This is a genomic window from Rhizobium sp. H4 (assembly GCF_003013335.1).
GTDB classification, from domain to species: domain Bacteria; phylum Pseudomonadota; class Alphaproteobacteria; order Rhizobiales; family Rhizobiaceae; genus Rhizobium; species Rhizobium sophoriradicis.
On record NZ_PSOW01000005.1, the window covers coordinates 215,541 to 230,195 of the forward strand.

The 14,655-nt window shown below is 60.7% G+C and carries 17 protein-coding genes; 1 reads left to right on the plus strand and 16 read right to left on the minus strand.

Features of this window, described 5'->3' with window-relative positions:
• Positions 1-21: 21 nt before the first annotated feature.
• The 7 genes from ggt to C4N04_RS09845 form a co-directional block, all read right to left on the minus strand.
• The gene (gene ggt, locus C4N04_RS09815; protein WP_077990613.1) at positions 22-1,758 is read right to left on the minus strand and encodes a gamma-glutamyltransferase; all 1,737 of its coding nucleotides are present in this window, start codon (positions 1,756-1,758) and stop codon (positions 22-24) included.
• A 74-nt stretch (positions 1,759-1,832) separates the two neighbouring features.
• The gene (locus C4N04_RS09820) at positions 1,833-2,918 is read right to left on the minus strand and encodes an alpha/beta hydrolase (RefSeq protein WP_077990610.1); all 1,086 of its coding nucleotides are present in this window, start codon (positions 2,916-2,918) and stop codon (positions 1,833-1,835) included.
• Between the two features lie 92 nt (positions 2,919-3,010).
• Entirely contained in the window at positions 3,011-3,625 is a 615-nt protein-coding gene (locus C4N04_RS09825) for a hypothetical protein (protein ID WP_106795949.1), read from the minus strand.
• A 109-nt stretch (positions 3,626-3,734) separates the two neighbouring features.
• Positions 3,735-3,860 (minus strand): type B 50S ribosomal protein L36, encoded by a 126-nt coding sequence (gene ykgO, locus C4N04_RS09830; RefSeq protein WP_003582204.1) that lies wholly within the window; start codon positions 3,858-3,860, stop codon positions 3,735-3,737.
• Positions 3,861-4,031: 171 nt separating this feature from the next.
• Complete coding sequence (locus tag C4N04_RS09835) at positions 4,032-5,102, minus strand: 5-(carboxyamino)imidazole ribonucleotide synthase (RefSeq protein WP_009996790.1); 1,071 nt, start codon at positions 5,100-5,102, stop codon at positions 4,032-4,034.
• Positions 5,099-5,593, minus strand: a complete 495-nt coding sequence (gene purE / locus C4N04_RS09840) for a 5-(carboxyamino)imidazole ribonucleotide mutase (protein ID WP_004679370.1) — start codon at positions 5,591-5,593, stop codon at positions 5,099-5,101. Before purE ends, C4N04_RS09835 begins: the two co-directional genes overlap by 4 nt.
• Before the next feature lie 42 nt (positions 5,594-5,635).
• Positions 5,636-5,839, minus strand: coding sequence for a DUF465 domain-containing protein (locus C4N04_RS09845; protein WP_009996784.1), 204 nt, complete (start codon positions 5,837-5,839; stop codon positions 5,636-5,638).
• A 228-nt stretch (positions 5,840-6,067) separates the two neighbouring features.
• Between C4N04_RS09845 and C4N04_RS09850 the strand changes: the two genes are divergently transcribed.
• On the plus strand, positions 6,068-6,241 hold the full coding sequence (locus tag C4N04_RS09850; protein WP_009996782.1) for a DUF465 domain-containing protein: 174 nt from the start codon (positions 6,068-6,070) through the stop codon (positions 6,239-6,241).
• Positions 6,242-6,510: 269 nt separating this feature from the next.
• Here C4N04_RS09850 and C4N04_RS09855 read toward each other — a convergent pair whose 3' ends face one another.
• The 9 genes from C4N04_RS09855 to C4N04_RS09895 form a co-directional block, all read right to left on the minus strand.
• On the minus strand, positions 6,511-6,954 hold the full coding sequence (locus C4N04_RS09855) for an Lrp/AsnC family transcriptional regulator (protein ID WP_009996780.1): 444 nt from the start codon (positions 6,952-6,954) through the stop codon (positions 6,511-6,513).
• Positions 6,951-7,745, minus strand: coding sequence for a phosphotransferase (locus tag C4N04_RS09860; RefSeq protein WP_009996778.1), 795 nt, complete (start codon positions 7,743-7,745; stop codon positions 6,951-6,953). The genes C4N04_RS09855 and C4N04_RS09860 overlap by 4 nt, the downstream gene beginning before the upstream one ends.
• Positions 7,746-7,756: 11 nt before the next feature.
• Positions 7,757-9,166, minus strand: a complete 1,410-nt coding sequence (locus tag C4N04_RS09865; protein WP_096764316.1) for an aspartate ammonia-lyase — start codon at positions 9,164-9,166, stop codon at positions 7,757-7,759.
• 20 nt (positions 9,167-9,186) lie between these two features.
• Entirely contained in the window at positions 9,187-10,461 is a 1,275-nt protein-coding gene (locus C4N04_RS09870) for an aminotransferase class V-fold PLP-dependent enzyme (protein WP_077990605.1), read from the minus strand.
• Between the two features lie 114 nt (positions 10,462-10,575).
• Complete coding sequence (gene dapA, locus C4N04_RS09875) at positions 10,576-11,457, minus strand: 4-hydroxy-tetrahydrodipicolinate synthase (protein ID WP_106795950.1); 882 nt, start codon at positions 11,455-11,457, stop codon at positions 10,576-10,578.
• A 28-nt stretch (positions 11,458-11,485) separates the two neighbouring features.
• The gene (locus C4N04_RS09880; RefSeq protein ID WP_038691197.1) at positions 11,486-12,175 is read right to left on the minus strand and encodes an ABC transporter permease; all 690 of its coding nucleotides are present in this window, start codon (positions 12,173-12,175) and stop codon (positions 11,486-11,488) included.
• Positions 12,176-12,187: 12 nt separating this feature from the next.
• On the minus strand, positions 12,188-12,910 hold the full coding sequence (locus C4N04_RS09885) for an ABC transporter permease subunit (RefSeq protein WP_038691195.1): 723 nt from the start codon (positions 12,908-12,910) through the stop codon (positions 12,188-12,190).
• A 119-nt stretch (positions 12,911-13,029) separates the two neighbouring features.
• Complete coding sequence (locus tag C4N04_RS09890; protein WP_096764317.1) at positions 13,030-13,800, minus strand: transporter substrate-binding domain-containing protein; 771 nt, start codon at positions 13,798-13,800, stop codon at positions 13,030-13,032.
• A 38-nt stretch (positions 13,801-13,838) separates the two neighbouring features.
• A complete protein-coding gene (locus tag C4N04_RS09895; RefSeq protein ID WP_096764318.1) occupies positions 13,839-14,618 on the minus strand; it encodes an ABC transporter ATP-binding protein in 780 nt (259 codons plus the stop codon).
• Positions 14,619-14,655: the final 37 nt, after the last annotated feature.

Consider the following 14,655-nt stretch of genomic DNA (forward strand, 5'->3'; position numbering starts at 1 on the left):
GCCTGAACCTTTTTGGCGCCATCAATAGCCGCCGGCCGACCCTTCCGCCGCCCGGGCGTCCATGGCGCCGTTATAGCGGGCGCCGCCGCCCTTTGCGATGGCGGCGAGGCTTTTGCCGCCGACCAGGATGCCGGCAGCCTGGCCCCAGAGCGGCGCATCATTGCCGCCGTCGAAACTGTAACCCATGGCAGCGAGGGCCTTCTCCGTATCCGGCGAAAGCGCATAGGGCTCGAGGAAGATCTTGTCAGGCTGCCATTGGTGATGGAAACGCGGGGCGTTGACGGCCTGGCTGATGTCCATGCCGAAATCGACGACATTGAGGAACGCCTCCAGCGTGATGGTGATGATGCGCGAGCCGCCGGGGCTGCCAATCACCATGAAGGGCTTGCCGTCGCGGGTAATAATTGTCGGACTCATCGAGGAGAGCGGCGTCTTTTTCGGGGCGATGGCGTTCGCCTCGCCCTGCACCAGACCGTAGAGGTTCGGCACGCCCGGCTTGGAGGTGAAATCGTCCATCTCGTTGTTGAGCAGGACGCCGGTGCCGGGTGCTACGACGGCAGCGCCGAAGGAGCCGTTCAGCGTGTAGGTGACAGCAACCGCATTGCCCTCGTCGTCGATGATCGAATAATGCGTCGTCTCGTTACTTTCCTTGCCGCCGAGCGGCTTTAAATCCGCCGATGTGCCGGCCTTGTAAGGGTCGATCTTTGCCGCGATCTCCTTGGCGTAGTTCTTGTCGAGCAGTTTTCCGACCGGATTCTCGACGAAATCGGGATCGCCGAGCGCCGCATTGCGGTCAACATAGGCGTAGCGCATCGCCTCGACCATCACGTGCACCGTTTCGGCCGAGGCATAGCCGAGGTAGGAGAGCGGATAACCTTCGAGGACGTTGAGGATTTCGCAGATGATGATACCGCCGGAGGAGGGCGGCGGCGAGGAGATGATGTCGTAGCCGCGGTAATTGCACTCGATCGGCTTCAGTTCGCGCACGGCATATTGCTCGAAATCCTGCTTGGCGAGAATGCCGCCCTTGGACTGGCTCGCCGTGACGATCGCCTCGGCGGGAGCGGACTTGTAGAAGGCGTCGGGGCCCTTTTCGGAGATGGCGGCCAGGACCGCGGCGAGATCCGGTTGCTGCAGTTTTTCGCCCGATGCATAGGGCTGGCCATCCGGCTTCAGAAAGATTTTCGCCGCCGTCTCATCCTTGGCGAGGCGTTTGGCGCTGCCGGCGAGGATGGCCGCATCGCCTTGTTCCAGGGTGAAGCCCTCCTTGGCGAAGCGGAGCGCCGGCGCGATCAGATCCTGGCGTGAGCGGGTGCCGTATTTCTCGCGCGCCGTTTCAAAACCCATGACCGAGCCTGGAACGCCGACGGCGAGATAACCGTCGAGGCTGGCGCGCGGCACGATCTCGCCTTTGGCATCGAGATACATGGTCTTCGTTGCGGCGAGCGGCGCGCGTTCGCGGAAATCGAGGAAGGTCTTGGTGCCGTCTTTCAGGCGGATGGTCATGAAGCCGCCGCCGCCGAGATTGCCGGCCGAGGGATAGACGACCGCCAGCGCGTAACCGACAGCGACGGCCGCATCGACGGCGTTGCCGCCGCTCTTCAGCACCTCGACGCCGACATCGGTGGCCAGATGCTGGGCGGTGACGACCATGCCGTGTTCGGCTTCAACAGGTGCGGGCGAGGCCGCGAAAGCCGAGGTCAGGCAGAGCGACAATGCCGATATGACCGAGATCGTCCCGATATGCAGGCGGCCCATGATTTCCCCTCCTATGGACAACAACGGAAAAACATATGGGGCTGCGCCGGCGCGAGGCAATGCAGCGATCGGCTTTATGCGAGGCGTTCGATCGAGTTTCCGGCTGAAGGGTCATGCCTGGGCGGGGCGCCTGGCTCCAGTGATGGCAGCGATGTCCGATCGGGTGACGCCGCGGCGAGCCGCTGCTCGGCCCGGCGGGCGATTGCCTGCAGGTCGCGCGGCTTGCCGGCGATCTTTTCCATGGCGGCGATGGCGACATCGGTCGCAAGATAATCCGGCTTGTGGCCGACGCCGCGCACGGTGATGAGTTCGGAGCCTGCTATATCGCGGGCAAGGCCGCGTGAATGAAGGTGTTCCCAGACGATCTCGTCGCTGTCGCCGGTTATGATCACGGTCGGCGCGGTGATCTGCGAATAGAGCGGCGATTGCTCCTTAAGATAGGCAAGCAGCCTTTTGAAATCGGCGGCGTTGTTGCGGAAGGTGCGGGGCCGCAGCACCAGCGATGGGCCGGTCCTTTCGATGTAATCGAGCGGGCGCGCATTGGGACGGAAGACATTCAGCGTGCCGCGTTCCAGCCTGCTGAGTCCCAGCGGCACGACGATGGCGTGGTTGAACAGCCAGCCGACGACCGGCGCCGTCGCGACATGATAATACCAGTCGATACCGCCCGGCCAGGGATGGGTGGCGGGTGCCAGAAAGAGCAGGCCGGATATCTTTTCGGGATGGCGCAGGCCGAAGGTTGCAGTGACCGCGCCGCCGAAAGAATGACCGACGATGATCGCCCTCTCGATGCCGCGTGCCTCCATCAGCCGGGCGATCGCATCCGCCTGGCCGGAAGGGACCGCGTTTTCAGGGCCGCCACGTTCGGAATAGCCGTGACCGGGACGATCGACGAACAGCATTTCGGCCCGGCCCTCGAGTGCGGTGCGGAACGCGACGACCTGGTCGAGCAGATTGCCGCTGGCGCCGTGAATGAAGACGAGAGGGGGCAGATCCGCATGTTGCGGACGCTTGATATGGACGGCATTCATGCGGTAGCCGCCGACATCCGTCAGTTCACCGATATTGGGATAGGTCTGTTCGAGCCGCCGCGCCTTGTAGGAGGAGTAGCCGATGGCGGCGGCAAGGGGAGCGAGAAGAGCGGAAACTTCTGCAAGCATGATCTTTACGGGCGATGGTCGCGGCGGTTCTCGAGAGGGGTGGGCGAAGCGCCGCGTGGCCCCTCGAGGATTCTAAACTTGTGCGGTCGACATCAAGTGCGGTTGCCGGCAAGTTTTTCTGACAGCGTATTAACCTGCTCCTGCGCGGTGCGCTCGGCGGGATAGATGTCGAGGAACCGCTCCCAGGCTTTCAACGTCAGTTGATCGTTCCCCGCATTGCTGAGGATCGCGGCCATGCCGGAGAGCGCGCCGAAATGGCGCGGCTCAAGATCCAGCACGTGTTCGATGTCGGACATCGACTTGCGGTAATTGCCCATGACGAAATTCAGTGTGGCGCGCCGATTCCAGCTTTCGGCGTAATCGGGCTTCAGCGCTATTGCCTCGTCGAGAAAATCGAGAGCGGCTGGATTGCGCTTTTCCTCAATCGCCTTGTCGGCCCACTGCATCAGCAAATTGACGGTCGCGCTGCCGGAATCATTCCATTCCAGGCGAATTTCGTTGGCGATGCTGCTGGCCTTGTCGGGATCGCGCTCGCGCTTCAGCTGGCTGAAGAGCTGGTCGAGGCGCTGCTTCGGCCAATTGTCGGTGTTCCTCTGCTCGACGATGACATCCTTTTCCGCCGCGATGGCAGGAAGCGGAGAGGTGGAGAGGACGAGGAAGAGCGGCAATGCCGCCGGCATCAAAGCAAAAAAGCGCATGGCGGACATATTAGCCCGCCAACGCCGAAGATCAAACAAATTTGACGTGATCACCGCAGCGACCTACCGGATGTCGGACGGCGCAATCTGCGCGGCGCGGCGATCCGGATGCGCGCAATCAGCCCTGACGAGCCTTGTAGCGCGGGTTCAGCTTGTTGATGATGTAGATGCGGCCCTTGCGACGAACCAGACGGTTGTCACGGTGACGAGCCTTGAGCGACTTGAGCGAATTCTTGATCTTCATTTTTCTGATCCGCGATCTCTATGGGGGAATTCACATTCGCCCGTAACTTTAACAATCAAAAGCGCGCCGTCGGGGCGCGCTCTTTAGGTGGGGGTGCAGATACCCCGTCACCTTTTCCGTGTCAACCACGTGGCGGTGTTTTTCCCAAGCTGCAAGACCGTTTTGTCACCGTCAAAGCGGCAATTTCGGCGCCAATGTGGTGACATGGCCCATCTTGCGGCCGGGGCGCCACTCCGTCTTGCCGTAGAGATGGACCAGCGTATCGGGGCGTCGCAGCCAGTCGGGAACGGCAAGGATATCGTCGCCGATCAGGTTTTGCATGACGCAGTCGGAATGGCGGGCGCCATCGCCGAGCGGCAGGCCGGCGACGGCGCGGATATGCTGCTCGAACTGGCTGACGGCGCAGGCCGCCTCGGTCCAATGTCCGGAATTGTGGACGCGCGGTGCCATCTCGTTGGCGATCAGGCCGCCGTCGGCAAGCACGAAGAATTCGATGCCGATGACGCCGACATAGTTCAATGCCGCGAGGATTTTTTCGGCCGAACGACGTGCGGCTTCGCCCGTCGTTGTGGAGATCGCGGCGGGAACCGTCGAGGTATGGAGGATGCCGTTGCGGTGTATATTCTCGGCGGGATCGAAGCAGACGACCGTCCCCTCCGCGGTGCGCGCGGCGATGATCGAGACCTCGCGTTCGAAGGCGACGAAGCTTTCGAGGATCAGCGGCACGCCGCCGAGCGCGGCATAGGCGCCATCAGGGCTGTCGGCCACTGAACGGAAAACCTTCTGTCCCTTGCCGTCATAACCGAGCCGGCGGGTCTTCAATACGCCCTGACCGCCGAAATCCTTCAGTGCCGCCTCGAGATCGGCCTGGCTGTCGATCGCGTGAAAGCCGGCGGTGGTGATGCCGCAATCGTTGAGGAAGCGCTTTTCGACCAGGCGGTCCTGAGCGGCTTCCAGCGCCTTCGGCGGCGGATAGACGGGAATGCTTGCCGAAAGCGTTTCTGCGGCCGCGACGGGCACATTCTCGAATTCGTAGGTGACGACATCGCAGGCGGCGGCAAGTTCGGCCAGCGCCGCCGGATCATCATAGGCGGCGGTGATCTGCCGGTTGGCGAGCTGAGCGGCCGGGCAGTCCGCCTGCGGCTCGAGAATGACCGTGCGGAAATTCAGTCTGGCGGCGGCGATCGCCAGCATGCGGCCGAGCTGGCCGCCGCCGACAATGCCGATCGTTCTTACAGTCATTGGTCGTCCATCGGGTATTCGGCGATGCTGGCACTCTGACGTTCGCGCCATTCGTCGAGCCGCTCGGCGATTTCTTCGTCGGAAAGGGCAAGTACGGCGGCGGCGAGAAGGGCGGCGTTGACGGCGCCCGCCTTGCCGATGGCGAGCGTTCCCACAGGAATGCCGGCCGGCATCTGTACGATGGACAGCAGACTGTCCTGGCCGGACATGGTTTTCGATTGGACCGGGACGCCGAAGACCGGCAGGGGCGTCATCGATGCGGTCATGCCCGGCAGATGGGCGGCACCGCCGGCACCGGCGATGATGACCTTGAAGCCCTCGGCGCGTGCGCCCTTGGCGAAATTCGCCATGCGGTCGGGCGTGCGGTGCGCCGAGATGATGCGCGCATCATAAGGGATTTCCAGGGCTTCCAGAGTGTCGGCCGCGTTCTTCATGGTTTCCCAATCGGATTGGCTGCCCATGATAATGGCGACGGGTGGTCTGTCTGTCATCGTTGCCGCTATTCCTCCAAGCGATGCGATCGGGCGATGCGATCAGGCGATGATATCAGGGACGATCTGATCTTCCAGCTTGGAGAGCTTGTCCTTGATAACGAGCTTCTTCTTTTTCATGCGCTGGATTCGCAGAGCGTCGCATCCGGTCTCGATCATGGCGTTGATCGCGGCGTCGAAATCCTCGTGCTCCTGACGCAGACGCGCCACGATGAGCCTGATTTCCGCCTGTTCCTGATCGGCCATATGCATTCCCCGTTGTCGTCTTCGGATGTTGTCCGATCTGCCGATGATTTCCGCAAGCTCCTATCACCAAATACGGGTAACGGCTAGTTAGTCTTGATCATGAATTTGCCATCTCATCTTCATCTTTTCGCCTTCGACAAGCCTTCAAAAATATGTCACAGTCCGGCGCGTTGACACCTTGATCCCCGACGATGATGGCCGGGGAGGGTAAGAGGAAGGAAGGGTCAAATGACAGTTCAAGCTCATCTTGAATCACTCCAGAAAAAGCATGTTGCTCTCGAAGAGGAGCTGCACGCGCTCAGAACAGCTCCCTCTATCTCCGATACGGAAATTGCCGAATGCAAGCGCCGCAAGCTGCGCATCAAGGACGAGATTCAGCGTCTCAAGTCATCCGTCCACTGATCTTCCCAAGGGTCGCCGGCCGATCATCTTGCGTATGAAGAGGTAAATCCATCCATTCCGCCTAAAATTTGCAAGACCCGGTGATTTGACACCAGAATTGCGCCAGCCCGATGCTCGCGGCATCGCGGCTGGCGCTTTTGCGAGGACGAACTCGGCGCTGTAGTGGCCGAAAAAATGTAACTACATCCGTTCAATGACAGAATCCCGATGCCGTCAAATCGCAAGCGTGCCGTGTATTGGTTATGCCATTGACCTGCCGCCCACTTCGCTCAACGCTTGATCATCGAAGACAGGGCAAATGCCGTCAGCGTGTCGCGCACGCCTTGTAGCGCCGAAACCTCTTGCCAGATTTCGCGGATGCGGTCTGCCGCGCTTGCTTCAACCCGCACTACCAGGTCGAATTCACCGCTCATAATGTCGCAGGAGATGACCTCCGGTATCCCTTTGAGCGTCTGAATGACGTCGCCGCCGCGCATGCGGTCGTGGCGATACACGAAGATCATCGCTGTGATGGCTGCGGCCCGCGGTTTTCCCTCGCCCACGACAATCGTATAGCCCTGAATCAGCCCGTCGCGTTCCAATCGCTCGATGCGTTGGCGAACGGCGTTGCGCGACAGGTGGACTTTTTCGGCCAGTTCCGCGTGGGGAATCCGCCCATTGCGGGTTAGCTCGGTGAGGATGCGCTCGTCGGATCGGTCGAGGGTTCGCTTCATGGCCGGATTTCCTCAATGCAATTCTTGGCGGAGAGAAAGACCCGCTGTGTGGCGGCTTCGAGATCGGTTAGCCTGCCATCCCGCGCAAATACGGTGGCGGCCGCTGCCATGACGAAAGCCGACACGGCCCGCCACTCCGCTTCGTTGAGGGACCTGATGTCTTCGTACCCAGCGAGCAATGCGCGGACCAGCGTCCTTTCGAGAGTGCCGTCTGCTGTCACAGCCCAATGCAAAATGACCTCAGCGAGTTCGGCGATCAGAACATCATTATGGCGAAAGCGGAAATTGATGACACCGCTCACCATCTCGTCGACGAAGAAGACGTTATCGCGATTAAGCGCACCGTGCACGGGGCCCGTCGGCAGGCCGAGCGGCACTCTATTCCTTGAGCGCCCCAGCGTCTGATGGATCCGCGCGACACAGGTGCCAAGGGCATGGCATTTGCCGGGAGTGGCTTCGCTTAGTCGAGAACCTGGCACAAAACCGACAACCGCGACAAGCTTGCCCGCCACGGTGATCGTGGCCGCACCGACATCAGTGCGCAAGGTTGCCGGACAAGGAATGCCGGCGCCGGAGAGCGTTTCCATAGTCTGGAAGGCGCGTTCGACGTCAAATGGTTCGGCACCGCTTTCGAACAGGGTGACGATGAACTCGCCGCGCCCGGAGCGGAAAAGGTAGGTGGTTTCGGCGTCGCCATCGGCAATGCCGATTACCGATGTAAGGCTTCCTAGGCGATAGGCTGTCGCGATCCGGCCACAGTCCGCCTCCGACAGATCCGTGAAAACAGCCATTTCCCTTCCCTTCAATGCCGCGCCGACTCGTTAGTTTCGATGGTTTTCATGCCGAAGATCATCTCGATCTGAGCCGTAGGCAAACCGCTGTCGCGCTCGACCGCCTCTCGCAGCGGAATTCCTTCCGCCAGCGCGGTTCGGGCAAGCGCGGCTGCCCGGGCGTATCCAACGAAGGGATTGAGTGCTGCGGCAAGAATGAGAGCACCGTCGTGAAGCGCCCGGCATCGCTGCGGATCCGCCTCGATTCCGTCGATGCAGCGAGTGCGAAGTGTATCCATTCCTCTCGCCAATAGCCGCATGGATTGCAGAATGTTGAGCACGATGACCGGTTCCATGGCGTTCAGCTGCAGTTGCCCCGCGCTGGCGGCGAGTGTGACCGTCAGGTCGTTGCCAATTACCTGGAAGCTGATCTGGTTCAGCAATTCAGGGATCACCGGGTTGACCTTGCCCGGCATGATTGAAGAGCCCGCTTGCATAACCGGAAGACGGATCTCGCCAAAGCCGGCCCGCGGACCACTCGACAGGAGGCGAAGGTCGTTACAGATCTTGGAGAGCTTCACCGACATACGTTTGAGCATGCCCGATACCGAAACAAAAGCGCCAGTATCGGAAGTAGCCTCGACGAGATTTCGCGCCGGACGAACGGCAATGCCGGAGATCGTGGATAGGTGCGCACAGACCACAGCCGAGAAGCCCACCGGTGCGTTTACGCCGGTGCCGATCGCCGTTCCGCCCAGATTGACCTCGCGCATCAACTCAGCCGCGCTGAGAAATTGCTCGATGTCCTCTTCCAGCGTTTCGGCGAAGGCTTCGAACTCCTGACCAAGGAACATTGGTACAGCGTCCTGAAGCTGCGTTCTTCCGACCTTCACAATATCGGCGAAGGCTTCCCCTTTGCGCCGGAAGGCGGCGACCAGAGCAGATAGCGCCGAGCAGAGTGTCTCGCTTTCCCGCAATATCGTCAGCCGGATCGCAGTCGGATAGACGTCGTTGGTTGACTGGCAAAGGTTTACGTGATCGTTCGGGTTGACGGTGTCGTAGCTGCCAGCCGACCGGCCAATGCCCTGAAGGGCCAGATTGGCGATGACCTCGTTGACGTTCATGTTGGTCGAGGTCCCGGCCCCGCCTTGCATCATATCGATCGGAAAATGCGGCGCCAGGATTTCACCGGCGATCAGCCTGTCGCAGGCTCGATCGATCGCCCTCGCGATTACGGGATCGAGCAACCCTAGCTCCAGATTGGCTGCGGTGGCAGCTTTCTTGATCATTGCGAAAGATTGGAGGAACTCCGGAAAATTCTGGAGTTTAATGCCGGAAATATCAAAGTTGTCGACAGCCCTAAGTGTATGAATACCGATCAGAGCATCGGCCGGCAATTCCCGGCTACCCAAGAGATCTGTCTCGATGCGCGTTATCGCCATGGCCCCTTCTCCTTTCTCGCTCAGACGGAAATAGCCTGGTCGAGATCCACGATCAGATCGTCCGTCGCTTCCAGCCCAACCGACAGGCGGAACACGCCGTGGCCCGCAAAACGGCGATAATCCTCAAGCTGCTCGCCGGTAAGCTGGTAAGTGGATTTCATGATCTCTTGCGTGTCGAGCAACACGACAATCGAGCGCTGATGACCGAGCGAAAACGCATAATGGACAACCTTGAGGCGCTCAGCGAGTTGTTGCGCCATCTGGCCGGGATCCCTCACCTGGAAGGTCAAGATGCCCCCGAACATGCCCATCTGGCGCTTCGCCAGATCATGCTGGGGATGGGAGGCAAGTCCGGGATAGGTCACCGCCTCCACAGCGGAATGGCCCTGAAGGAAGGCCGCGATTTTCGCGGCCGACTCCGAGATCGTGCGGATTCGGGGAAACAGCGTATCGATGCCACGCATGATCAGCCAGGCGTTCATGGCCGGCATCGCCGCACCGAGATAGACGCCGGCGCGCGAGCGGATTTTCTCCACCAATTCCTTCCGTCCGCAGACAACCCCGCCCAATGCGTCGCCATGGCCGTTGATGAACTTCGTCAGCGAATGGATGACGAGATCCACGCCAAGCAAGAGCGGCTGCGTGGCCACCGGGGTGGCAAGCGTCGAATCGACCGACATCAAAGCCCCGTGTTTTCGCGCAAGCTCGGCAATGGCCGCAAGATCGGTCAGGCGCAGGATCGGATTGCACGGACTTTCGCAATGGACGAGCCGCGTGTTGGGCCGGAAGGCGGCCGCCACATCTTCGGGGCGGGACATGTTGACCGGCGTAACCTCAATGCCGTAGTCCGGCAATATCCGCCGGGCGAGCTCGTTGGCGCCGGCGTAGCAAATATCGCTTAGGATCAGATGGTCGCCCTTCTTGAGGAAGGTGAAGAAGGTGGCTCCGATCGCGGCGAGGCCCGTCGCTGTGGCCACCGCGTCGTCGGCCCCTTCGAGCGCGGCGAGGCGCTGTTCCAGTTGGCGCACGGTCGGGTTGGTCCAGCGCGCATAGAGAAAGGGCAGCGCCGTCAGGTCGTCGACGCCATCGGCGGAAAATGGGCCGTCGCCAGATGTCAACACATTGTTGACGGACATCGAAATGTTCGGGGCGATCGCCTTCGTCGCCGGGTCGATGACGAGCCCGCCGTTCAGCGCCAGGGTTTCTCGACTAGGTTGCCCAGCGTTTGCGGCAGGCACCACCTTGTGCTGGTCGATGCCGCGCGCGGGCAGATCTGAGAGTCTTGTTGCGGTCATCGCATTCTCCTGCAATTTCGTTCCCTTGAATTGAGGGAGGTGGCGTCGTTTTCAGCCGTGTAATCTCGCTAGCCGCTTGAGGCGTGCGGAGGAGTTGTCTGCGCGGCAATGGAGCTAATCAGTCAGAAGGCCGGCATGGCGCATGGCCAGATCGATTTCGGCCTCCACCCCGAGCGAGACGGTGACCAACGGCAGGCGCATATCGCGTCGCATCCGGCCCAGGCGCCAGAGCGCATATTTCGGCCCTGCCGGATTGGTCTCCAGGAAAAGCGCGCGATGGAGCGGCATCAACCGATCCTGAAGCTCCAGTGCACGGCGGAAATCACCCGAAAGGCATGCCGTCTGGAATTGAGCGCAAAGCCGGGGCGCAACATTGGCGGTCACTGAAATGCAGCCGTGGCCGCCATGCGCCATGTAGCCAAGTGCTGTGCCGTCCTCCCCGGACAACAGGTTGAAATCGCGGCCGCACGCCATGCGTTCCAGAGACGGACGCAGCAGATTTGCGGTGGCGTCCTTCACGCCGACCACGTTACGGCAATCCCGCCTGAGCCGAGCAAGGGTATCCACGGAGATGTCGATGACGCTGCGTGGAGGAATATTGTAGACAATGATCGGTAGGGAGACTTCTGCGTCGATGGCTCGGAAATGCTGGTAGAGGCCTTCCTGGGTCGGTTTGTTGTAGTAGGGCGCGACGATGAGCAGCGCATCGGCACCCGCCGCCTGCGCATGCCGGGAAAAATCAATCGCCTCGTCGGTGCTGTTCGAACCAGCGCCAGCGATCACGGGAACTCGCCCCCTCGCCACTTCTACAGTTCGTTCGACCAGCCGCTTGTGCTCGGCATGCGAGAGGGTTTGGCTCTCGCCGGTCGTCCCGCAGGGAACAACGCCATGGCTGCCCTCCGCGATCTGCCACTCCACCAGCGAAGTGTAGGCCTCCTCGTCAACCTTGCCGTCGAGAAAGGGCGTGACGAGCGCCGTGATCGATCCTTTGAACATTGCATTCTCCGATAATTGCAAAAGAGCGTCAGCGCCTCGCCGGCACCTGCCTTTCGACAATGCGAAAGGCGCGGGTGATGACGATGGTGAGGCAGACATAGAAGATGGTGACGACGATCAGAGGCTCGTAGACGAGCAGCGTATCCTGCCTGATCTTGTAGGCGACGGCATAGAGATCCATCACTGTGACGGTAAAGGCGAGCGGCGTTGCCTTCAGTTGCAGCACCACTTCGCCGGCGATCGTCGGCAGGGCGATGCGGATCGCCCGCGGCAACCATATGCGTCGCAGAAGCGTCCAGTGGGTCATGCCGAAGGCGCGACCGGCTTCCAGTTCGCCCTTCGGCACGGCAAGTAGCGCACCGCGCAATACCTCGGCCTCGTAGGCCGCGTAGTTGAGCGTGAAGCTAACCGCCGCGAAGAAGAAGCCCTCACGCACGATCGGCCAAACGAAACTTGAGCGCAGACCCGGGATCATGGGCAGCAAGGATCCGACACCGTAGTAGAGCAACCACAATTGGATGAGCAAAGGTGTGCCGCGCAAGCAGGTGCAGTAACTCTTGGCGCACCATCGCAGCCAGTGGGGTCCGCCGATCTGCGCGAGCGCAAGACCAATCGCCAGGACGAAGCCGAGAGCGACCGAGATGACAAGCAGCATTACGGTCTGCGTCGCGCCTGCGGCGAGAAGCGGCCAATAGTTGGAAACCCATGAGAAATTCACTGCCTATCCCCCTCAGGCTGATTTCGGCTGACCACGCCGGAAATGAGTCTCAAGGCCTCCGAAGACGACATTGGAGACGAGCGTGATCGCCAGGTAGAGGACGGCGGCGGCCAAGAAGAACAGGAAGTAATGCTTGGTGTTACCGGCGGCGAGCCGCGTCGCCAAGGCCAGTTCCTGGTAGCCGACGACGGCAATCAGCGCGCTGTCTTTGGTCACCGACATCCACAAATTGGCCATGCCGGGCAGGGCGTTCGGCATTAGCGCCGGCAGCACGACCCGCCGGAAGCGCAACCAGGGTCGCATGCCGAAGGCGCTCGCGGCCTCTATCTGGCCAATGGGAATGGCGAGAATCGCGCCGCGCAATACCTCAATCATGTAGGCGCCTTGGACGATGCCCAGCACGACGACCGCGGCAAGGAAGCCGTTGATCTCGATCGATGGGAAGCCGAGCGTGGACAGCATCCTGTTGATGCCGTCCGTCCCGGCGTAATAAAGACCGATTATCAGGATCAGCTCGGGAATGGCGCGCACCGCCGTCGTATAAAAATCCAGCAGGGTAACGACGGCACGGCTGCCCTTGAGTTTACCTGTCGCACCGGTCAGCCCGATCAGTATGCCGAACACGTACGCACCGAGCGAAATCAGGATGGTTGAGGCAGCGCCGGCAAGCAGCACCCCACCCCACCCAGGCGGATATGGGGAAAGCAGTTCCACAATGGATGAGCTTGTCGCCATGAAAACAGCTCCTTGGCGTTCGACCGAGGGCCCTGCGGCTCGAACGCTTTTCTCTCTCTGAGAAGGTATCGGGTTGGATAGACGCAGCGAGGCGCGTCAGCCGCGCCTGAGCACTCCGTTCATTCGCCGTAGGGGTCGAAGTCGAAATATTTTTTGGAGATTTCAGCGTATTTTCCGTTCGCTCGAACAGCGGCGATGGCAGTGTTCAGCCTTGCCAGAAGCTCGGTGTCCTCCTGGCGCAAGCCGCCGCCGATACCCTGTCCCAGAACCTGCGGGTCATCCTTGACGTTGCCCTTGTCCTCGCAGCAGCCCTTGCCAAAATCCGTCTGGAGAAAGCTCATCAGCGGGATGGAATCACCGAAGACGTAATCGATGCGGCCGACGGCCAGATCCTGAAACGCTTCGTCGAGCGTGGCATAGGTCTTCTCGGAGGCAACGCTCGCATAATATTTCTTGTAGTAATCCGCTTGGATCGTGGAAACCTGGATGCCGATCGTCTTGCCGGCGAGATCCTCGACCGCGGTGCCGGTCTTTCCATCCTGCGCGCCGATCAGCTTGCTCGGCGTGTTGTAGTACTTGTTGGTGAAAGCGACCGTCTTCTTGCGTTCGTCGGTGATCGACATGGAAGACCAGATAACGTCGAACTTCTTCGATTGGAGGCCGGGAATTAGGCCATCCCACGACATGTCGACGACCGAGCAGGTTTCCTTCATTTCGGAGCAAACGGCGTTCATCAGGTCGATTTCCCAGCCGACCCAATTGCCGCTCGCGTCCTTCGTAAAGAACGGTGGGTAGGCTTCGTTCATGATGCCAAAGCGGATCTCCGCGTTCGCACCGGCGGCCGAGGCGAGAAGAGTGGCTCCGGCAATGAGGCAGATTGTAGTTTTCATGTCAGTTCCCTTTGTTTTTGATTGGCCGGTAACGGTGCTCAGTGGCGTGAAGAGCTTGTGAATTCGCGACATCGGACGCTACTGGGGGCGCCGAAGACCTGCTCCGGCCTGCCCTCTTCCTCAACACGACCCTGATGGAGGAACATCACATGGCTCGAAACATCGCGCGCGAACTTCATCTCGTGGGTGACGAGCAGCATCGTCCGACCCTCGTCGGCGAGATCACGAATGACTTTGAGCACTTCCCCTACCAGTTCGGGATCAAGCGCCGAGGTCGGCTCGTCGAACAGCATCACGGAGGGGTCGACGCACAGCGCCCGCGCAATCGAGGCGCGCTGCTGCTGGCCGCCCGACAGGAAGGCCGGATAGACGTTGCGCTTCTCATATAGGCCGACCTTTTGCAGCAGCGCCTCCGCCTTTTCCGTCGCCTCCTTGCGGCCTATGCCGAGCACATGGATCGGCGCTTCGACGACATTCTCCAAAACGGTCATGTGGGCCCAGAGGTTGAAGCTTTGGAACACCATGCCGAGGCCGGTGCGAATGCGCTCCACTTGCCGCCAATTCGCAGGGTGGGCGCGCCCGTCCGATCCTGCCTTTAAGACCACTTCCTCACCGTTGACGACGAAGCGCCCCCGATCGGGAATCTCCAGAAAGTTGATGCAACGCAGAAAGGTGCTTTTCCCGGAGCCGGAGGAGCCGATCAGCGATATGACGTCTCCCTTTCTCGCGGTGAGGGAAATTCCTTTCAGCACCTGATGAGCGCCGTAGCTTTTGTGCACGTCGTCGACCCGCAAAGCGCAGGAGATATCATTCGTCATCCACTTCGTTCCCCACTTTTTGCGTGGCTTATGGTCA